This is a genomic window from Pseudomonas sp. No.117 (assembly GCF_054558395.1).
The window spans coordinates 253,480-273,434 of the sequence record NZ_BAAJNP010000004.1 but is presented as its reverse complement, the minus strand read 5'-3'; the positions used below and the strand labels follow the sequence as shown (position 1 = coordinate 273,434).

Sequence of the window (19,955 nt, the reverse complement as noted above, 5' to 3'; positions counted from 1 at the left end):
CTAGGAGAGTCCGTGGAGTTTCTTGCCGACTATGCCAGTTTCCTGGCCAAAACCGTCACCCTGGTGGTGGCCATCCTCGCCGTGCTGCTGTTCGCCGCTGCCATTCGCGGTCGTAATCGCCGTGGCTCGGGTGGTCAGCTGCAGGTCCAGAAGCTCAACGACTTCTATCGCGATCTCCGCCTGCGCCTGCAGCAGAGCGTGCTCGGCAAGGAGGCCTTCAAGGCCCTGCGCAAGCGCGAGACCAAGGCCGAAAAGACCAAGCGCAAGAGCGAAACCGGCAAGTCCCGGGTCTATGTGCTGGATTTCCATGGCGACATCAAGGCCACGGCCAACGAACACCTGCGCAACGAGATCACCGCGGTCCTGACCCTGGCCACGCCCAAGGACGAGGTGGTGGTGCGGCTGGAAAGCGGTGGTGGGCTGGTGCACAGCTATGGCCTGGCCGCCTCGCAGCTGGCGCGCATCCGTCAGGCCGGCGTGCCCCTGACCATCTGCGTCGACAAGGTGGCGGCCAGCGGCGGCTACATGATGGCCTGCATCGGCGACCGCATCCTCAGCGCGCCCTTCGCCATCCTCGGCTCCATCGGCGTGGTCGCCCAGTTGCCCAACGTCCACCGGCTGCTGAAGAAGCACGACGTGGATTTCGAAGTATTCACCGCCGGCGAGTACAAGCGCACCGTCACGGTCTTCGGCGAGAACGACGAGAAGGGCAAGGAGAAATTCCAGGATGACCTGGATACCACCCATGAGCTGTTCAAGAACTTCGTCGCCCACTACCGTCCCCAGCTGAACATCGACGAAGTGGCGACCGGCGAGGTCTGGCTGGGCCAGGCCGCGCTGGGCAAGCACCTGGTGGACGAGCTACGCACCAGCGACGAGTACCTGGCCGAACGGGCCCAGGTGGTGGAAGTCTTCGCCGTGCGCTTCGTCGAGAAGAAGTCGCTGCCCGAACGCCTGGGCATGGCGGCGAGCCTTGGCGTCGATCGCCTGGTGACCACCTGGTGGGAGCGCCTCGCCGAGTCGACCCGCTGGCGCTGAGGTCCCTGGGACTGGCGCCCCATAACAAGACTCCAACGGAGGTTCTGCGATGAGCAATTTTCAGGCGCTCTGGGTGACCGAAGGGGCCCACGGCGCTTTCCGGCAAGAGGTGGTGACACGCACGCTGGACGACCTGCCCGCGGGCGAGGTGCTGATCCGGGTGCGTTATTCATCCCTCAACTACAAGGACGCCCTTTCGGCCATCGGCAACAGGGGCGTCACCCGGCGCTATCCCCATACCCCGGGGATCGACGCGGCCGGCGTGGTGGAGGCCTCCAGCGCCGCCGAATTCGCCGTCGGTGACGAGGTGATCGTCACCGGCTACGACCTGGGCATGAATACCGCGGGCGGCTTCGGCCAGTACATCCGCGTGCCGGCGGCCTGGGTGATCCGCCGCCCGGACAACCTCGGTCTGCGCGAGGCCATGGTGCTGGGCACCGCCGGCCTGACCGCGGCCCTGTGCGTCGAGAAACTCGAACAGATGGGCCTGGCGCCCGAGTCCGGTACCGTCCTGGTCACCGGCGCCAGCGGCGGCGTGGGTAGCCTGGCAGTCAAGCTGCTGGCGCGACTGGGCTATCACGTGGCGGCCTCCACCGCCAAGCTGGAGCGGGCGGAGTGGTTGCACCGCCTGGGTGCCCGGCAGATCCTCGACCGGGCGACCCTAGCCGATGGCGTCGGCAAGCCGCTGTTGGATCAGCAGTGGGCAGGCGCGGTGGATACCGTGGGCGGCGACATCCTCTTCAACGTCATCAAGTCGCTGGAATACGGTGGCAGCGTGGCCTGCTGCGGCATGACCGCCGGCACCAAGTTCGAAGCCGGGATCTTTCCCTTCATCCTGCGCGGCGTGAACCTGCTGGGCGTCGATTCCGTGGAGTTGCCGCTGATGGCCAAGGCCGCGCTCTGGGACAAGCTCTCGGTGCAGTGGAAGCTGGACGACCTGGACAGCCTGACCCGCGAGATCGGGTTGCAGGAGCTGCCCGACACCATCAGCCAGATCCTGGCGGGGAAGATGGTGGGGCGCGTGGTCGTGGACCTCGGGTGAGGTATCACCGCGCAAAAGAAAACCCGCCGCGGCGGGTTTTCTTTTACCTGGCCTGAGTTCGGTCAGGCCTGGCGACGACGGAACAGTGGCTGGGGCTCGTCGACCGCGCCCTGGTAGGTCTCGCTGAAATCGCGCAGGCCCTTCAGTGCCGCTTCCGGGTCACGGTCGGCCCGTACCACGTAGGCGTCGAAACCACAGCGCTTGAGGAAGAACAGCTGGTCCTGCAGCACGTCGCCGATGGCGCGCAGCTCGCCGGTCCAGCCGAAGCGCTCGCGCAGCAGTCGGGCGTAGGAATAGCCGCGCCCATCGACGAAGGCCGGGAAGTTGATGGCGACCAGGGCGAAGTGCTCCAGGTCGGCGGCAATGCTCTCCGGCTCTTCATCGCTGTCCAGCCAGATACCCAGGCGCCCGTCGCGGCAGGTGAGGGCATGGCCGTGCTCCAGCCACAGGGCGGCGGGGATGATGACGTCATCGCTGTTGGGGACGTCTTCGAAGGCGACGTCCTTGGGCAGCAGGTGCCAGTTGTCGGTGACCAGCTGGTCGCCCTTAATGATTCTTTGCATAGACGCGCTCCTTGAAGGGGTCGATACCGATACGGCGGTAGGTGTCGATGAAGCGCTCGTCTTCGGTGCGTTGCTCGACGTAGACGTTGATCAGCTTGCCGATCACCTCGGGCATCTGGTCCTGGGCGAAGGAGGGGCCGAGGATCTTGGCCAGGGTGGCGTCACGGCCGGCGTCGCCGCCCAGGGACACCTGGTAGAACTCTTCGCCCTTCTTGTCCACGCCGAGGATGCCGATGTGGCCGACGTGGTGGTGGCCGCAGGCGTTCATGCAGCCGGAGATGTTCAGGTCCAGCTCGCCGATGTCGAACAGGTAGTCCAGGTCATCGAAACGACGCTGGATGGATTCGGCGATGGGGATCGACTTGGCGTTGGCCAGGGAGCAGAAGTCGCCACCCGGGCAGCAGATCATGTCGGTCAGCAGGCCGATGTTCGGCGTGGCGAAGCCGTGCTCGCGCAGTTCGTGCCAGAGTTCGAGCAACTGGTCCTGGCGGACGTCGGCGAAGATGACGTTCTGCTGGTGCGAGGTGCGCAGCTCACCGAAGCTGTAGCGATCGGCCAGGTCGGCCATGGCGTCGAGCTGGCGGTCGGTGACATCGCCCGGGGCCACGCCGGTGGGCTTGAGCGACAGGGTCACGGCGACGTAGCCCGGACGCTTGTGGCGGAAGGTGTTGCGCTGGCGCCAGCGAGCGAAGCCGGGGTGCTCGGCGTCCAGGCGGGCGAGAGCCGCGTCCTGGTCCTGCAGCTCGGCATAGGCCGGGTCGACGAAGAAGGCGGAGACGCGCGCCACCTCGGCGTCGGTCAGGGTGATGGGGCCATCCTTGAGATGGGCCCACTCGGCCTCGACCTTCTCGGCGAAGACGTCGGCGCCCAAGGCCTTGACCAGGATCTTGATGCGGGCCTTGAACTTGTTGTCGCGGCGGCCGTAGCGGTTGTAGACCCGCAGGGTGGCTTCGAGGTAGCTGAGCAGGTGCTGCCAGGGCAGGAATTCACGGATGAATTCACCGGTGTGGGGCGTACGGCCCTGGCCACCGCCGACGAGCACGCGGAAGCCCAGCTCGCCGGCCTCGTTGCGCACCGCTTCCAGGCCGATGTCGTGCACCTCGATGGCGGCGCGATCCAGGGCGGCGCCGTTGACGGCGATCTTGAACTTGCGCGGCAGGAAGGCGAATTCGGGGTGGAAGGTCGACCACTGGCGGATGATCTCGCACCAGGGGCGCGGATCGACGAGTTCGTCATGGGCGACGCCGGCGAACTGGTCGGTGGTGGTGTTGCGGATGCAGTTGCCGCTGGTCTGGATGGCGTGCATTTGCACGGTGGCCAGCTCGGCGAGGATCTCGGGGACGTCTTCCAGCTCCGGCCAGTTGAACTGGAAGTTCTGGCGGGTGCTGATGTGGGCGTAGCCCTTGTCGTAGTCGCGGGCGATCTGCGCCAGCTTGCGCACCTGGGTGGTGTTCAGCAGGCCATAGGGCACGGCCACGCGCAGCATGGGCGCATAGCGCTGGATGTAGAGGCCGTTCTGCAGGCGCAGGGGGCGGTATTCCTCGCCACCGAGCTCCCCGGCGAGGAAGCGGCGGGTCTGGTCGCGAAACTGGGCGACACGTTCTTCGACGATCCGCTGATCGTACTGATCGTAAACGTACATGGTCATCCTGCTGTCAGGCGGCGCGCACGGCTGCGCGTGATCGAAGTCTTCGGCTCCCGAGAGGGCGCTAGGGACTTTTCTAGGCCGTGAACGATAGCAGCAGGGCTATATGCTTAAAAGCGATGTTTCTTTATATATAAATCTATTCCGGCGATAAGCGGTAGGCGCGGACGGCGCCGGATGCCGACTGCTATAAGCTACGGTTGGTAAAACGTAGCGAGCAAATGTCAGGCGGGTGCGCGCGGTGCGCAGGAATCGGACCGGGCTCGCGCACGAGTGTACGAGAGTTACATGAGAATTCCGGGCACTGCACGCGCCCGCCTGGCGGGCGCGCAGTGTTTTACCCGCCGTGGTCAGTTCAGACCCAGCTTGCCGCGCAGGGTGGAGAGGTCCTCGGCCAGGGTATTGACCGGGCCGACCAGGGCCTTGCGATCCCGCTCGCTGACCTTGTCGTAGGTCTCGAAGCCGCCGTCCTTGGTCTTGTACTTGGCCAGGATCTTGTCGACCGTGGCGAAGTTCTTGTCGACCTTGCCGACGAAGGCCTTGTCCTGCTTCTCGATCTGCGGGCGGAACAGGTCGACGATCTTCTTCGCGCCATCGACGTTGGCCTGGAAGTCGTACAGGTCGGTATGGCTGTAGCGTTCCTCTTCACCCGAGACCTTGGTCGCCGCGACCTCTTCCATCAACGCCGCTGCGCCACCCACCACCTTTTCCGGCGGGAAGGTCAGGCCGTCGACGCGGGCCTGGAGGTCCTTGACGTCGCTCAGCAGCTTGTCGGCGAGGGCGCCCTGGCCGTCGGTGGTGTTCTGGGTGAAGAGGGCGTATTCCAGGCGGTGGAAGCCGGTGAAGTCCTCCGATTTGACGCCCTGCTCGTGGTCGTCTTCGCGGGAGTCGATGGCGGCGTCCAGATCGCTGAAGAGTTCGGCGATGGGCTCGACCTGTTCGTAGGACACCCGGGTCGGCGCATAGAGCTTGCGCGCGGTGGCCAGGTCACCACGCTTGACCGCGGCGGTGAAGGCCTGAGTCTGCTCGGTCAGCTTGGCCAGGTTGTCGGTGACGTAGATCTTGTAGTCGGAGATGGGGCCGACCAGATCCAGCGGCGAGTTGGCGGCGAACACCGGCATGGCCAAGGCCAGACCAAGGGCAACGGCGAGGGACGAGCGTTTCATTCGACTTCTCCTGTCGAGGGTTCAAGACTGTGCCGCGGCCAGCAGGCTGCGGCCGAGATAATCCTTTGGATCGGTGACCCCAGGCAGGACGAAGAAGTAACCGCCGCCGATGGGCTTGATGTATTCCTCCAGCGGTTCGCCATCCAGGCGCTTCTGCACCGCGATGAAGCCCTGTTCCAGATCGGCCTGGTAGGCGATGAACAGCAGCCCCATGTCGAGCTGGCCGTTCTTGCGTACGCCATTGGAGTAGTTGAAGGGCCGGCGCAGGATCAGGTTGCGCTGGCTCTCCGCGGTACGCGGATTGGCCAGGCGGATATGGGCGTCCAGGGGCGTGATGGCGCCCTTGGGATCGCTGGCGTAGTCCGGCACATCGGTTTCGTGGCCACCGGCCATGGGTGAGCCGCTGGCCTTGCGCCGGCCGAAGATGGCTTCCTGCTCCTGCAGTGGCGTGCGATCCCAGCGCTCGACGAAATTGCGGATGATGCGTACCGCCTGGTAGCTACCCTGGGCCGCCCAGGCCGGCTCACCGCTGTCGGGCTGGATCCAGACGATGCGTTCCATGGCCTGGGCGTCGGTGGAATCCGGGTTGGCCGAGCCATCGCGAAAGCCGAGGAAGTTGCGCGCGCTCTCCGCCGCTTGCCCGGGCGGCGGATCCTGCACCGGTACGCTGCCTTCCTGTTTCCAGCGGATCGCCAGCAGGTCGGGCAGGTTCTTCACGATGTCGCGCAGGGCGTGGATGTTGGTGTCGGGCGTGTTGGCGCAGAACTGCAGGCAGAGATCGCCATGGCAGCAATCCGCCTCCAGGGCATCGTTGCGAAAACTGGTCATGCGCTGCAGCTGGCGCGGCTTGGCGGCGCTCAGACCGAAGCGATCATCGAACAGGGATTCACCCACCGAGACGGTGATGGTGAGGTTGTCCGGCGTCACCACCGGGCCGAGGATGCCGGAATCCAGTGGCGGCAACCTGGGGTCGACCTCCGGTACCGGACCGCCCTGCATCAGAAAGCGGATGCGTTCGTCGAGGGTGCGCAGCAGCCGCTCGAGGTCCTCGCGATCGCTGGCCAGGACATCGAAGGCCACCACCATGCCGGCGGCCGGGCGCGGGGTGACGATGCCGCTCTGGTGCTGCCCCAGGAAGGCTTGGCGCTGATGGGTATTGGCGCTACCGGGGGCGCGGGTTACCTCGGCGGTGGTAGCCGCCCCGGCGTGCATCGGGCAGAGCCCGGCCCCGGCCAGGGCCAGGCCGGTAGCGCCCAGGCCCCCCAGGAGTCGGCGGCGTTCGATATTGGGTTGGTCGGAAGGCTTCTTCATGGCGCGGTCTTGGTCGGAGTCAGGCCGAGGGCCGGGGCAACCTGGTCGAGGGAGTCGCCCAGCGCCTGGGCCGCCTTGGCGATGTGATCACGGTCGGCATCGGTCAGGCTGGCGTAGGATCGCTGCTGATCGCCCAGCGCCTCGGCGAGGACCTGGACTTGAGCGTCGAGTCGCTGCTGCAAGTCCTGGTGGCCTTTGCTCAGCAGGGGACGCAACAGCTCGATGACCTTGCGGGTGCCCTCCAGGTTGGCGGCGAAGCCGGGCAGGACCAGTTGGCTGTAACGCTCTTCCTCACCCGAGATACGGGTGCTGGCCAGGTTGTGCAACAAACGGGCGGCGTTGCCACTGAGCTGCTCCGGCGGCAGCGGCTGACCGAGCAGGGCGTCGCGCAGGGCGGTGGCGTCCTGCTGCAGGCGGGCGGCGACGGGCGCCAGTCCAGCCGTGCTGCCAGCGGCGAAGAGACCTTGCTCGATGCGGTGGAAGCCGCCGAAGGCCGGATCCCGCTCGCGCTGCTCGTAGTAATCGGCGCGGGCATTGAGGCGATTGTCCAGTTCGGCGAAGCGCTGGGCCGTCGCCGCCAGGCGCTGGTAGGGGAGGCGGGCGGCGGCGTAGGCGGCTTTCGCCTGGCTCAGGTCACCCGCGGCCAGCGCCTCTTGCAGGCTGGCGATACCCTGCAGCAGCATTCGGCTTTGCTGGTTGAGATAGACGCGGTATTCGGAGAGCGGTCCGACGAACTGGGTCAGGGTCGGGCCTGCCTTGCTGGCAGCCTCGGAGGCCGCCGTGGGCAGCACCTTCAGGGTGCCGCGCGGATTGCTCAGCAGGCCGCAGGTGATGGCGTAGTCGCCGGGTGCCAGGGTGGCATTGATGACCTGGCTGAGGCCCGGCGCGATGTTCTCGCGCTCTTCGACCACCAGCACGCCGTCGAGGATTTCCCACTCCACCGCCCGGTCCGAGCGATTGACGATACGAAAGCGTGCCGGACCTGCGGACACTTCCAGCGCGTTGGGCTCGCAGCGGTTGGCCAGGATATCGACCCGGACTTCACCGGCACCCACCGCGGCGTGGCGCTGGCCGGCAGAACGCGAGGCGTAGTAGAAGGCGGCGGCCGCGACGATCAGCAGCGTCGCCGATCCCGCTACGGCCAGGCGCATGGCTGCCGAGCGCTGCTTCGGCGGCGGGGAAATGGGCAGGTTCAAGAGGGACGCTCCAGCGAGGCAGTGGTGGTGGCGGCCGGGCGCTGCGCGGGCGCCGGCGTGCGGAAGAACAGCGGCAGGGTGACGGCCAGGAACAGCAGATAGGCACCCAGGGTGCTCACGGTCGGGGTGTCCTGATAGCCGAACATGCCGGCCAGCACGGTACCCACCGGGCCGTCGGCCGGCAGCACGTGACTCCAGTCGAACACCACCTGCTGTAGCGAATTCCACAGCCCGGCCTCGTGCAGCGCCTTGACCGAGTTGGTGAACAGCCCGGCTGCCACGAACAGGATGAACAGCCCGGTGAAGCGGAAGAATTTGCCGAGGTTGAGGCGTACGCCGCCGTTGTACAGGCCGTAGCCGACCGCGATGGCGATGGCTAGGCCCAGCAGGGCGCCAAGAGGGGCGCCGGGACCTTCGCTCTGCTGGAAGATGGCCAGCAGGAAGAAGACGGTTTCCAGGCCTTCACGGGCGACGGCCAGGAACACCATGCCGATCAGGGCATAGACTTGGTTGCGCGAGCTGGACAGGGCTGCGTCCAGGGAGGCGTGCAGCTCGGTCTTGATCGAGCGCGCGGCCTTGCGCATCCAGAACACCATGGAGGTGAGGATGGCGGTCGCAGCCAGGCCGACCACCGCTTCGAAGAGTTCCTGCTGGCGCTGCGGAAACTCGGCGCTGGCCAGTTGCAGGCCGGCGCCGACGAAGAGGGCGAGGGCGGCGGCCAGCATCACGCCGATCCAGACCGCGGGCATCCAGTGACCGCGGCCGGTGCGTTGCAGGTAGCTGGCGATGATGCCAACGATGAGCGCCGCTTCGATGCCTTCGCGGAGCATGATCAGAAAGGGGACGAGCATGGAAAAGGTCACCGACAGGAACGAGGGCGCACCCATGCGCCCGAAGGTCGGTGATTTGTATCACAATGATTCGGATTGTTAAATGAGGATGATTCTCGTACCGCGACCGAGACGCTCGCTGGCGCTAAGCGGTAGGACGCGGTACGAACGTTACTCAGGCCCGGAACATCACGGCGGTGTCAGGTGACTTGCCGGTGGGGAAGCGCCGGAGCTCCCGCCAGTTGCGCAGGTCGACAACCGCCAGCTGGTTGTCCTCGAGGGCGGCGAACAGGCGCTCGCCGCGGGCATCGACATTGAGGCCGGGTACGGCGCTACCCATGGGCAGGTAGGCCACTTCACCCAGGGTGTCGGGCCGCAGCAACGACAGGCTCCTGTCCGCCAGGTTGGACACCAGCAGACGCCCGTCCGGCAGGGCGGCGACCCGTACCGCCTCGCCGCGCAGCTTGATCTGCCGGAGTGGTGTCAGGTCGCGGGCGTCCAGCGCATGGAGAATGCCGGCGAAGCGATCCAGCACATAGAAGGTGCGCTCGTCCGGACTCAGGCAGCAGCCCTCGGGTGCCTGGCCGAGAAATCTTTTCACCGGCAGGACGGCCGGGTTATGGGCATCCACCAGGATCACCAGGCCACTCAGGGTATCCGCCACATAGGCGCGGCGACCGTCACGGGTCAGCGCGAAGTAGTGGCTGCGGGTGCCCCCGACCGGGACGATCTGGCTGGGCGACTCGTCGGTGGCCGGCTGGTCGAAGCGGATGAGCAGCGAATCGGTTTCGCTGAGCACATAGAGGCGACCCTGGTCATCCAGGCGCATGCCATGCAGCCGGTGGTAGGGCGCCAGGTCGATGGCGCGCACCAGGCGCTGGCCGGCGAGATCGATCACGCTGACCTGGTGGCCACCGTCGCCGGGCGCCTGCCAGCTCTTGACGCCGTATTGGCCGACATAGGCATAGCGCCCCGAGCGGTCGGCGACGATTTCATGGGGTTGCGTGGGCAGTTCCAGACCGCCGACGCGCTTGCCGTCCGCCAGCCGATAGAAGCCCACGCCTGGAGCTTCCTTCTCGACCAGGGCAAGATATTCCTCGCCGGCCGCGCGCGCCTGGAGCGGAAGGCCGCCCAGCAGCGGCAGGGCGGCGCTGGCAGCCAGCAGGCCGAGGGTCTGACGGCGATTCAGATAGCGCATAGCAGGTCTCCCGAGGGGCAAGCCTCCCTGCCAGGGTCAAGCGAATCCGTGCTACTCGAACAGACCCTTGAACCAGTCCCAAAGTCCCACGTGATAGTCGGGCAGGATATCGATGCCGAGCGCGGACTTGAGCAGATAGAGCAACACCAGGCCTACCAGGCCACAGGCGAGCAGGATCACCGCCAGCATGGTGGCCTTGCCGAGCAGCGAGAGTTCCTGCTCCAGGCGCGAGAGCTGACGGTAGTTGCGGCCGGCGAGGACGACGAAATAGTAGCGCCGGTGCCAGAACTTGAGGGTGCCACGCAGATCGACGCTGTGCTTGCCCCAGCTGCGCGTGCCGAAAGCCAGTTTCAAGGCTTCCAGCTGTTCCTCGGTGAAGGACTCGCGCAGCTCTTCGGGAAGGCGCTCCTTCAGGCCGGCGATGAAAGGGTCGTGGCGATTGATGCGGTCCTGCATATGGAGAGCTTCCCTCTGAGTGGTGCGAAAGCTCTCAGAAAGACCGATCGGGCCGGCGTTCCGCCCGAACGGATGGACGGGGTCCTGAACGGGATGATCGGTCAGGCGGTGACTCGTCGGGGCCTTATCACCTCGGCCCGTGCCCGCAACTGGCCACAACCGCCATCGACGTCCTGGCCAGCGGAGTTGCGCACCTTGGTGAGCACGCCGCGGCTGTGCAGGTAGCGCACGATCTGGACGATACGCTCGCCGTCGGGGCGCTGGTAGTCGTCCACTTCCAGGCTGTTGTAGGGGATGAGATTGAGCACCCCGTACTTGCCCTTCAGCAGCCGCAGCAATTCGTCCATTTCCTCCTGGCTGTCGTTGATGCCGGCGAGCAGGGTCCACTGGTACTGGATGGGATAGCCGATCAGCCGCGCATAGGCCTCGCCCTGCTCGATCAGCTCGGCAGGCTCGTAGCGTGGCGCCTTGGGCAGCAGCCGGGCACGGCGTTCGGCATTGGTGCTGTGCAGCGACAGCGCCAGGGCCGGCCTGACCGCCTGCTGCGGCAGTTGATTGAACACCCGCGGATCGCCGACGGTGGAAAACACCAGGTTGCGATGGCCGATGCCACCGGCCGTGCCCAGCAGGTCGATGGCCTCCAGCACGTTGTCCAGGTTGTGCGCCGGCTCGCCCATGCCCATGAAGACCACCTTCTTCACCGGCCTGATGCGTCGCGCCAGGGCCACCTGGGCAACGATCTCGGCACTGCCCACCTGGCGCAGCAGGCCGCTCTTGCCGGTCATGCAGAAGACGCAGCCCACGGCGCAGCCGACCTGGGACGATACGCAGAGGCCGTCGCGGGGCAGCAACACGCTTTCCACCGCCTGGCCGTCCGCGAGGGTCACCAGCATGCGGGCCGAACCGTCGGCACCCGGATGCTCCGAGGTGACCCGGGCCAGCCCCTCCAGCCGCGCGGTCAGCGCCGGGATGGCCTGGCGTACGTCCAGCGGCAGGAAGTTCTCCGCCTGCTGGCGGCGGGTGCCGGTGTCCAGCGGCAGGCCCTGGCACCAGGCGCGCAGGATCCGGGCACTGTGCTTGGGCTTCGCGCCGGCGGCGGCGAGCAACTGGACGACATCGGCAATACGCATGGGAAGAGAGCGGTTCGAGGGTGGGCGGCGATAATAGGACAGGGCAGGGATGCTATCCTAGTCCTTTGCAAGACGAGGACCCGTCATGAAGTTCATCCACCAGCGCGAGCATCTCAACGAAGGCGACCTGGTCGTCATCCAGAGTTCGGGGGTGTGCAATATCCGCCTGATGAACGATGCCAATTTCCGCAGCTTCAAGAACGGCGGCCGCCACACCTACCACGGTGGCGCGTTCGATACCTTTCCGGCGCGCATCACCGTACCCAGCACCGGCTTCTGGAACATCACCCTCGACACCGTCACCAAGCGGCCGATCAGCGTGACCCGCAAGCCCGACATCAAGCATTCCATCAAGATCGTCCGCCGCTCGCCTTCCGAGCTGCGCTGAGGCAGCGGTCACCCGTCCCTGGGTGACCCTGGCCGCTATTTCGGCTGCAACTCCAGCAGCCGTGCATTGGCACCGTCTTCCAAGACCCAGAGACTGCCGTTGGGGCCTTCCTCGACGTCGCGGATGCGCGTGCCCATGGCATAGCGCTCCACCTCGCGGGCCTCTTCGCCCTTGAGCTCGATCCGCACCAGTGCCTTGGACGAGAGGCCACCGATGAAGGCGTTGCCCTTCCAGGCGGGGAAGCGATTCCCCTCGTAGATCATCAGTCCGGCGGGCGAGATCACCGGCGTCCAGGTGATCTTCGGCGGGATGAATTCCGGACGGGTGTCATGATCCGGGATCGGCTTGCCACCGTAATGATCGCCGTTGGAGACCTCGGGATAGCCGTAGTTGCCGCCGCGCTGGATAAGATTCAGCTCATCGCCACCCTGGGGGCCCATCTCCTGTTCCCACAACCGGCCCTGGGCGTCGAAGGCGATACCCAGCGGATTGCGATGCCCCAGCGACCAGACCTGGGCCGCGACACCGCCTTGCTGGGCGAAGGGGTTGTCCTGGGGAACGCTGCCATCGTCGTTGAGGCGGATGAGCTTGCCGAGGTTGCCGCTCATGTCCTGGGCCGGGGTGAATTTCTGCCGCTCACCCGAGGTGATCCACAGCTTGCCGTCCGGCCCGAATCTCATGCGATGGCCGTAGTGACCGTTGCCAGTCACCTTGGGTGTCTGGCGCCAGATCACCTTGAGTTCGCCGAGCGAGCCGCTGCCGTCTTCCTTCAAGGTCAACTTGGCACGGGCCACGGCAGCACCCTGGGTGCCGCCTTCGCCAGCCTCGGCGTAACTGAGGTAGATCAGATGATTGCTGGCGTATTGCGGATGGAGGATGACATCGCCCAAGCCACCCTGGCCGGCGTGGACCACCTTGGGCACGCCGCTGATGTCCTGCGTTTTGCCAGTCTGCACATTCAGGTGCTTGAGCACGCCACCTTTCTCGGTGACCAGCGCCGTGCCATCGGGCAGGAAGGCAATGGCCCAGGGCGCATCCAGGGTGGCCCGAGGCGTGGCGGTGAAGGGCCACTGCTCCTGGCTCAGCGCCTGGGGCGCGGCGGTGGCATTCAGGGTGGCGAGTCCAAGCAGGAGACTGCCGGCGGCTAGGGTAAGGCCTCTCATGGGCGCGTGATCCTCGTCGTTTGAAGTCCCTACACCCTAGTAGGGACGCCAGCGAAAAGGGCCGCGTTTTTGTTACCTGAGGCGTCTGCCGGGCTAGTTGTCATACCCCAAATTCGGCGCCAACCACCGTTCCGTCACCGTCAGCTCCTGGCCTTTCCGCTCGGTATAACGCTCCACCTGATCCTTGTCGATCTTGCCCACGGCGAAGTACTGGGCCTCGGGATGGGCGAAGTACCAGCCGCTGACAGCGGCGGCGGGGAACATGGCGTAGTGCTCGGTGAGGAAGACGCCGCTGCGACCGGCTTCATTGAAGCTGGCCTCGGGGTCGAGCAGCTTGAAGAGGGTGGCCTTCTCGGTGTGGTCGGGGCAGGCCGGGTAGCCGGGGGCAGGGCGGATGCCCTTGTACTGCTCGCGGATCAGCGCCTCGTTGTCCAGGGTCTCGTCGGCGGCGTAGCCCCAATGCTCTTTGCGTACCCGCTCGTGCAGCCACTCGGCGCAGGCCTCGGCGAGGCGGTCGGCCAGGGCCTTGACCATGATGGAGTTGTAGTCGTCGCCCTTGCGTTCGTAGTCCTTGGCCAGCTCCTCGGCGCCGATGCCGGCGGTAACGATGAAGCCACCCACGTAGTCGGTAACGCCGGTTTCCTTGGGGGCGACGAAGTCGGCCAGCGACAGGTTGGGCTTGCCGTCGGGCTTGATCGTCTGCTGGCGCAGGTGGTGCAGGGTGGCTAGCGGTTGGCCGTCCTCGCCATAGACTTCCAAGTCGTCGTCGCGCACCTGGTTGGCCGGCCAGAAGCCGAACACGGCGCGGGCCTTGATCAGCTTCTCGTCGATCAGCTTCCTGAGCATGGCCTGGGCGTCGTGGAACAGCGCGGTGGCCGCTTCGCCCACCACCTCGTCGGTGAGAATGCGCGGATACTTGCCGGCCAGGTCCCAGGAGATGAAGAAGGGCGTCCAGTCGATGTACTCTTCCAGCACCCCCAGGTCGATGTCCTCCAGCACCCGGGTGCCGGTGAAGCTCGGCTTGGTCGCCTGGTAACCCAGCCAGTTGAACGCTGGCTTGTTGGCCACGGCTTTGTCGTAGGAGAGGCGTTCGGTACGGGCGCTGCGATTGGCGGTACGCTCGCGGACCTCGACGTAGTCGGCGCGGGTACGCTCGACGAAGCCGGCCTTGAGCTCCTTGGACAGCAACTGGGTGGCCACGCCCACGGCGCGGGAGGCGTCGGTGACGTAGACCACGGCGTCGTTCTTGTACTGCGGCTCGATCTTGACCGCGGTGTGCGCCTTGGAGGTGGTGGCGCCGCCGATCATCAGCGGCAGGGTGAAGCCTTGACGCTGCATCTCCTTGGCAACATGAACCATCTCGTCCAACGAGGGGGTGATCAGGCCAGAGAGACCGATGATGTCGCACTTCTCGGCGATGGCGGTCTGCAGGATTTTCTCCGCTGGGACCATGACGCCCAGGTCGACGATGTCGTAGCCGTTGCAGCCCAGCACCACGCCGACGATGTTCTTGCCGATGTCGTGGACGTCGCCCTTGACCGTGGCCATGAGGATCTTGCCCTTGGCTTCGGGCTTGTCGCCTTTTTCCGCCTCGATGAAAGGGATCAGGTGGGCCACCGCCTGCTTCATCACCCGGGCGGACTTGACCACCTGGGGCAGGAACATCTTGCCCGAGCCGAACAGGTCGCCAACCACGTTCATGCCACTCATCAGCGGGCCTTCGATGACCTCGATGGGGCGCGCGCACTGCTGGCGGCACTCCTCGGTGTCCTCGACGATATAGGTGGTGATGCCCTTGACCAGCGCGTGCTCCAGTCGCTTGTCCACCGGCAGGCCTCGCCACTCCTCGGTCTCGGCCTCCTTGACCGCGCCGCCGCCCTTGTAGTCGTCGGCGATGGCCAGCAGGGCGTCGGTGCCCTCGGGGGTGCGGTTGAGCACCACGTCCTCGACCTTTTCGCGCAGCGCGGCGGGGATCTCGTCGTAGATCTCCAACTGGCCGGCGTTGACGATACCCATGGTCAGGCCGTTCTGGATGGCGTGGTAGAGGAACACCGAGTGGATGGCCTCGCGCACTGGGTTGTTGCCGCGGAAGGAAAAGGAGACGTTGGACACGCCGCCGGAGGTGAGGGCGTGGGGCAGGTTGTCGCGGATATAGGCGCAGGCGTTGATGAAGTCGACCGCGTAGTTATTGTGTTCCTCGATACCCGTGGCCACGGCGAAGATGTTCGGGTCGAAGATGATGTCTTCCGGCGGGAAGCCGACCTGATTGACCAGGATGTCGTAGGAGCGGGCGCAGATCTCGTTCTTGCGCGCCTCGGTGTCGGCCTGGCCGTCTTCGTCGAAGGCCATGACCACCACCGCCGCGCCATATCTCTTGCACAGCTTGGCGTGATGGATGAAGGCCTCGACGCCTTCCTTCATGGAGATGGAGTTGACGATGCCCTTGCCCTGGATGCACTTGAGGCCCGCCTCGATCACCTCCCACTTGGAGGAGTCGATCATGATCGGCACCCGGGAGATGTCCGGCTCGGAGGCGATCAGGTTGAGGAAGGTGACCATGGCCGCCTTCGAATCCAGCATGCCCTCGTCCATGTTGATGTCGATGACCTGGGCGCCGGCTTCCACTTGCTGCTGGGCCACTTCCAGGGCCTCGGCATAGTTCTCTTCGCGGATCAGCCGGGCGAACTTGGCCGAGCCGGTGATGTTGGTGCGCTCGCCGACGTTGACGAACAGTGACTCGCGGCTGATGGTGAAGGGCTCCAGGCCCGAGAGGCGACAGGCCTTGGGAATGTCCGGCAGCTGGCGCGGCGCGTGCTTGGCGACGGCCTCGGCGATGGCCTGGATATGCGCCGGGGTGGTACCGCAGCAGCCGCCGACGATATTGAGCAGGCCGCTGGCGGCGAATTCCTCGACCACCGCGGCCATCTGCGCCGGGGTTTCGTCGTATTCACCGAAGGCGTTGGGCAGGCCGGCGTTGGGGTGGGCCGAGACGAAGGTGTCCGCCTTGGTCGCCAGCTCTTCGACGTAGGGCCGCAGTTCCTTGGCGCCCAGGGCGCAGTTGAGGCCCACGGAGATCGGCTGGGCGTGGCGCACCGAGTTCCAGAAGGCCTCGGTGGTCTGGCCGGACAGGGTACGGCCGGAGGCATCGGTGATGGTGCCGGAGATCATGATCGGCAGCTCGACGCCCATGGCCTCGAACACCCCCTGGACGGCGAAGATCGCCGCCTTGGCGTTGAGGGTGTCGAAGATGGTCTCGATCAGGATGAGGTCGGCGCCACCGTCGATGAGGCCGCGGGTGGCCTCGGTGTAGTTGTCCACCAGCTCGTCGAAGGTGACGTTGCGGTAGCCGGGGTTGTTGACATCGGGGGAGATGGAGCAGGTCCGGCTGGTGGGGCCGAGCACCCCGGCGACGAAGCGCGGCCGGTCCGGGGTTTCCAGGGTCTTGGCGTCGGCCACCTCGCGAGCGACCCGGGCGCCGGCCAGGTTCAGCTCATAGGTGATTTCCTCCATGCCATAGTCGGCCTGGGATACGCGCGTGGCGTTGAAGGTGTTGGTCTCGAGGATGTCGGCACCGGCATCCAGGTAGGCCTTCTCGATTTCCGCGATGATCTTCGGCTGGGTCAGCAGCAGCAGGTCGTTGTTGCCCTTGACGTCGCTCGGCCAGTCGGCGAAGCGTTCGCCACGGTAGTCCGCTTCCTCCAGCCGATAGCTCTGGATCATGGTGCCCATGCCGCCGTCGAGGATGAGAATGCGCTGCGCGAGGGCATGGCGAAGGGCGGACAGGCGAGCGGTACGATCAGTCATGGGCGTTCCAAAGAAGAAAGGAGGCACGGGGGCAAAGGGTGGCAGCATAGCAAAAGCGGGCGGTGGTCCCGGCATCGACGACCTGGCAAGATGAGCCGCGCTCATGCAGGGTCGGCGCCTTTCTCATGCGGCCGATGTCCGCCATGCGAGGCTGGGGCGTGCAAGCCGGCCATGTGCTGCTTTACTGTCTGATATCAGACGTTTACTGTGCGTCAAAACTGCGTCATGGAAGGTAGCCGTGATTCCTCTGGTGATATGCGACGACTCGAACATGGCGCGCAAGCAGCTGGTTCGCTCCCTGCCGGAAGGCTGGGCGGTATCCATCACCCAGGCGACCAATGGCGAAGAAGCCCTGGCCGCGCTGCGCCAGGGCCTCGGCCAGGTGATGCTGCTTGACCTGACCATGCCGATCCTGGATGGCTACGGCACCCTGGCGGCGATCCGCAACGAAGGCCTGGCGGTCAAGGTGATCGTCGTCTCCGGTGACGTCCAGGAGCAGGCGGTGGGCCGGGTTCGCGAACTCGGCGCGCTGGACTTCCTGCGCAAGCCGGCGGATCCGGGCGAACTCGCCGCGGTGCTCGAACGCCACGGCCTCTACAGCCCGAGTCCTTCGCCACCGGCGCAGCCTCTCGAACGTCCGGAGCTGCAGGTCAGCTTCCGCGATGCCTTCCGGGAGGTGGTCAACGTTTCCATGGGGCGCGCCGGCGCCCTGCTGGCCAAGGCACTGGATGTCTTCGTCGAACTGCCCATTCCCAACGTCAACATCCTCGAAGTCAGCGAGCTGCACATGACGCTGCTGGATGCCCAGCGCGAGGATCGTCTGAGTGCGGTCTGCCAGGGCTACATCGGCGAGGGCATCGCCGGCGAGGCGCTGCTGATCTTCCACGACTCCGAATTCGACGACATGGCGCGGCTGGTGCGCTGGCGCGAAGCAGGGCAGTCGGGCGACGTCGAGATGCTGCTGGACCTGTCGAGCATCATCATCGGTGCCTGCCTGGCGGGCATCGCCGAGCAATTCGACATCCGCTTTTCCCAGGGGCATCCGACCATCCTCGGTCACCATGCGTCCATCGACGAACTCATCGTGGTCAACAAGACGCGCTGGAAGAAGACCCTGGCCGTCGAGCTCAGCTACAGCCTGGAAGGCCACAACGTCCACTTCGATCTGCTGCTGCTGTTCACCGAGGATTCGGTGAAACGCATCACCCGCAAGATCGGCTACCTGATGAGTTGAGCATGGCCGCACAGATCGATATCAACGAACTCCATTGGCTGCTGGACATCGTGCAGAACATCGATGTCGGCGTGGTGGTGCTGGATCTCGACTACCGGATCGAGGTCTGGAACAGCTTCATGGAAAACCATTCCGGCCAGATCCTCAGCGAGGTCAACCAGCAATCGCTGTTCGCGGTCTTCGCGGAAATCGACGAAGCCTGGTTCCGGGCCAAGGCCGAAAGCGTGGTACTGCTGGGCACCCGCGCCTTCTCCATCTGGGAGCAGCGGCCCTACCTGGTGCACTTCAAGAGCTACCAGCCGATCACCGGCGTGGAAGCCTTTATGTACCAGAACGTGACGCTGCTGCCGCTACGGGACTCCACCGGCGCCATCGCCCACATCTGCGTGGTGATCTACGACGTCACCGACGTGGCCATCAACAAGCGGCAGCTGGAGTTTTCCAACGACAAGCTGCAGGAGTTGTCGCGTACCGATCGACTCACCGGCCTCGCCAACCGCGGCTATTGGGAAGAGCGCCTCATCGAGGAATTCGCCCGGCACCAGCGCTATGGCGGCCGTCTGGCGCTGATGATGCTCGACATCGACCACTTCAAGCGGATCAACGACACCTACGGCCACGCGGTCGGCGACCAGGCGATCAAGGCCCTGGCCGGGGTGATCAAGACCCACGTACGCAACGCCGACATCGCCGGCCGCTACGGTGGCGAGGAATTCGGCGTGGTGCTGCTCGACACGGCGGTGGAGGGCGCGCGCCTGCTCGCCGAGCGGCTGCGCGAGGCGGTCGAGGCCATGCGCCTGGACGTGCTGGGCACGCCGGTCGCCTTCACCATCAGCGTCGGGATCACCGACCTGTCGGTACCCCTGGGCAATCACGAGCAGCTGATCCAGCAGGCGGACAAGGCGCTCTACGAATCCAAGCACGCCGGGCGCAACAGGGTCACTAGCTTCGTCCATCGCCTGGACTGACGGCTAGCCCGGCGCGGGCCAGCCGCTATAGAGAAGCCTGGGCAGGCTAGCGCACCGTGCGTCTCTGTCACTCATGGCTGGGCGTCGTTTGGCGCCAGCCGCCTCCGCGGTGAGAGGCGCCAGGACGATTATCCGACTGTTTCACTAGGGCTTTCGTCCGGGGGTAGGGTGGCGTAAACTTGTCACACCTGTTGAGGAGTGACCATGAGCGCCATCATCATTACCGACGCGGCTCAGGATTACCTGGCCGACCTGTTGGAAAAGCAGAATACCCCCGGGATCGGTATCCGCATCTTCATTACCCAGCCCGGCACCCAGTACGCCGAAACGTGCATCGCGTACTGCAAGCCCGGTGAAGAGAAGCCCGACGACCAGCCCATCGGCCTGAAGGCGTTCACCGCCTACATCGATGCCATCAGCCAGCCCTTCCTCGAAGACGCCCTGGTGGACTACGCGACCGACCGCATGGGCGGCCAGCTGACCATCAAGGCGCCCAACGCCAAGGTACCCATGGTCAACGAGGACAGCCCGCTCAACGAGCGCGTCGACTACTACCTGCAGACCGAGATCAATCCGGGTCTGGCCAGCCACGGCGGCATGGTCAGCCTGGTCGACATCGTCGATGACAATGTCGCCGTGCTGCGCTTCGGCGGTGGTTGCCAGGGTTGCGGCCAGGTGGACCTGACGCTCAAGGACGGCGTCGAGCGCACCCTGCTCGAGCGCATTCCCGAGCTGACCGCCGTGCGTGACGTGACCGACCATACCAACCGCGAAAACGCCTACTACTAGAGCTGGCGCGTTTCTGCGGTCACGGAGGGCTATC

Annotated in this window: 17 protein-coding genes; 6 read left to right on the top strand and 11 right to left on the bottom strand. The window is 65.5% G+C overall.

The genetic code is table 11. The annotated features are described in order from the left end of the window. Positions 1-12: 12 nt before the first annotated feature. On the top strand, positions 13-1,038 hold the full coding sequence (gene sohB, locus ACYJP6_RS11145; protein ID WP_459475042.1) for a protease SohB: 1,026 nt from the start codon (positions 13-15) through the stop codon (positions 1,036-1,038). 49 nt (positions 1,039-1,087) lie between these two features. Further along, positions 1,088-2,080 (top strand): YhdH/YhfP family quinone oxidoreductase, encoded by a 993-nt coding sequence (locus tag ACYJP6_RS11140; RefSeq protein WP_459475041.1) that lies wholly within the window; start codon positions 1,088-1,090, stop codon positions 2,078-2,080. Between the two features lie 62 nt (positions 2,081-2,142). On the opposite strand, the gene ACYJP6_RS11135 is transcribed toward ACYJP6_RS11140, so the two are convergent. The 9 genes from ACYJP6_RS11135 to ACYJP6_RS11095 all read right to left on the bottom strand — a co-directional run bounded on the left by ACYJP6_RS11135 (position 2,143) and on the right by ACYJP6_RS11095 (position 11,575). Further along, the gene (locus ACYJP6_RS11135; RefSeq protein ID WP_459475040.1) at positions 2,143-2,643 is read right to left on the bottom strand and encodes a DUF934 domain-containing protein; all 501 of its coding nucleotides are present in this window, start codon (positions 2,641-2,643) and stop codon (positions 2,143-2,145) included. Next, positions 2,627-4,285, bottom strand: a complete 1,659-nt coding sequence (locus ACYJP6_RS11130) for a nitrite/sulfite reductase (protein ID WP_459475039.1) — start codon at positions 4,283-4,285, stop codon at positions 2,627-2,629. Before ACYJP6_RS11130 ends, ACYJP6_RS11135 begins: the two co-directional genes overlap by 17 nt. A 353-nt stretch (positions 4,286-4,638) precedes the next feature. Next, complete coding sequence (gene efeO, locus ACYJP6_RS11125; RefSeq protein ID WP_459475037.1) at positions 4,639-5,454, bottom strand: iron uptake system protein EfeO; 816 nt, start codon at positions 5,452-5,454, stop codon at positions 4,639-4,641. Positions 5,455-5,475: 21 nt separating this feature from the next. Beyond that, positions 5,476-6,765 carry an iron uptake transporter deferrochelatase/peroxidase subunit gene (efeB, locus tag ACYJP6_RS11120; RefSeq protein WP_459475036.1) on the bottom strand — a complete coding sequence of 430 codons (1,290 nt, stop codon included), beginning with the start codon at positions 6,763-6,765 and terminating at the stop codon, positions 5,476-5,478. Then, positions 6,762-7,916 (bottom strand): iron uptake system protein EfeO, encoded by a 1,155-nt coding sequence (efeO, locus tag ACYJP6_RS11115; protein WP_459475358.1) that lies wholly within the window; start codon positions 7,914-7,916, stop codon positions 6,762-6,764. The genes efeB and efeO (ACYJP6_RS11115) overlap by 4 nt, the downstream gene beginning before the upstream one ends. A gap of 41 nt (positions 7,917-7,957) precedes the next feature. Continuing rightward, positions 7,958-8,812, bottom strand: a complete 855-nt coding sequence (gene efeU / locus ACYJP6_RS11110; RefSeq protein ID WP_459475035.1) for an iron uptake transporter permease EfeU — start codon at positions 8,810-8,812, stop codon at positions 7,958-7,960. Between the two features lie 154 nt (positions 8,813-8,966). After that, entirely contained in the window at positions 8,967-9,989 is a 1,023-nt protein-coding gene (locus tag ACYJP6_RS11105) for a YncE family protein (RefSeq protein WP_459475034.1), read from the bottom strand. A gap of 51 nt (positions 9,990-10,040) precedes the next feature. Then, entirely contained in the window at positions 10,041-10,445 is a 405-nt protein-coding gene (locus ACYJP6_RS11100) for a 3-phosphoshikimate 1-carboxyvinyltransferase (RefSeq protein WP_459475033.1), read from the bottom strand. A 101-nt stretch (positions 10,446-10,546) separates the two neighbouring features. Next, positions 10,547-11,575: an RNA methyltransferase gene (locus ACYJP6_RS11095; RefSeq protein ID WP_459475032.1), complete on the bottom strand. Its 1,029-nt coding sequence runs from the start codon at positions 11,573-11,575 to the stop codon at positions 10,547-10,549. An 85-nt stretch (positions 11,576-11,660) separates the two neighbouring features. On the opposite strand from ACYJP6_RS11095, the gene ACYJP6_RS11090 reads away from it, so the two are divergent. Continuing rightward, positions 11,661-11,963, top strand: a complete 303-nt coding sequence (locus ACYJP6_RS11090) for a DUF1883 domain-containing protein (RefSeq protein WP_007158402.1) — start codon at positions 11,661-11,663, stop codon at positions 11,961-11,963. Between the two features lie 35 nt (positions 11,964-11,998). On the opposite strand, the gene ACYJP6_RS11085 is transcribed toward ACYJP6_RS11090, so the two are convergent. After that, positions 11,999-13,126, bottom strand: coding sequence for a PQQ-dependent sugar dehydrogenase (locus ACYJP6_RS11085; RefSeq protein WP_459475031.1), 1,128 nt, complete (start codon positions 13,124-13,126; stop codon positions 11,999-12,001). A 93-nt stretch (positions 13,127-13,219) separates the two neighbouring features. Further along, positions 13,220-16,930: a methionine synthase gene (gene metH / locus ACYJP6_RS11080; protein WP_459475030.1), complete on the bottom strand. Its 3,711-nt coding sequence runs from the start codon at positions 16,928-16,930 to the stop codon at positions 13,220-13,222. Between the two features lie 271 nt (positions 16,931-17,201). Between metH and ACYJP6_RS11075 the strand changes: the two genes are divergently transcribed. The 3 genes from ACYJP6_RS11075 (at position 17,202) to nfuA (ending at position 19,921) form a co-directional block, all read left to right on the top strand. Further along, positions 17,202-18,164, top strand: a complete 963-nt coding sequence (locus ACYJP6_RS11075; protein ID WP_459475028.1) for a response regulator — start codon at positions 17,202-17,204, stop codon at positions 18,162-18,164. Positions 18,165-18,166: 2 nt separating this feature from the next. After that, positions 18,167-19,132: a sensor domain-containing diguanylate cyclase gene (locus ACYJP6_RS11070; protein ID WP_459475027.1), complete on the top strand. Its 966-nt coding sequence runs from the start codon at positions 18,167-18,169 to the stop codon at positions 19,130-19,132. Between the two features lie 204 nt (positions 19,133-19,336). Next, positions 19,337-19,921, top strand: a complete 585-nt coding sequence (gene nfuA / locus ACYJP6_RS11065; protein ID WP_459475026.1) for a Fe-S biogenesis protein NfuA — start codon at positions 19,337-19,339, stop codon at positions 19,919-19,921. Positions 19,922-19,955 lie beyond the last annotated feature (34 nt).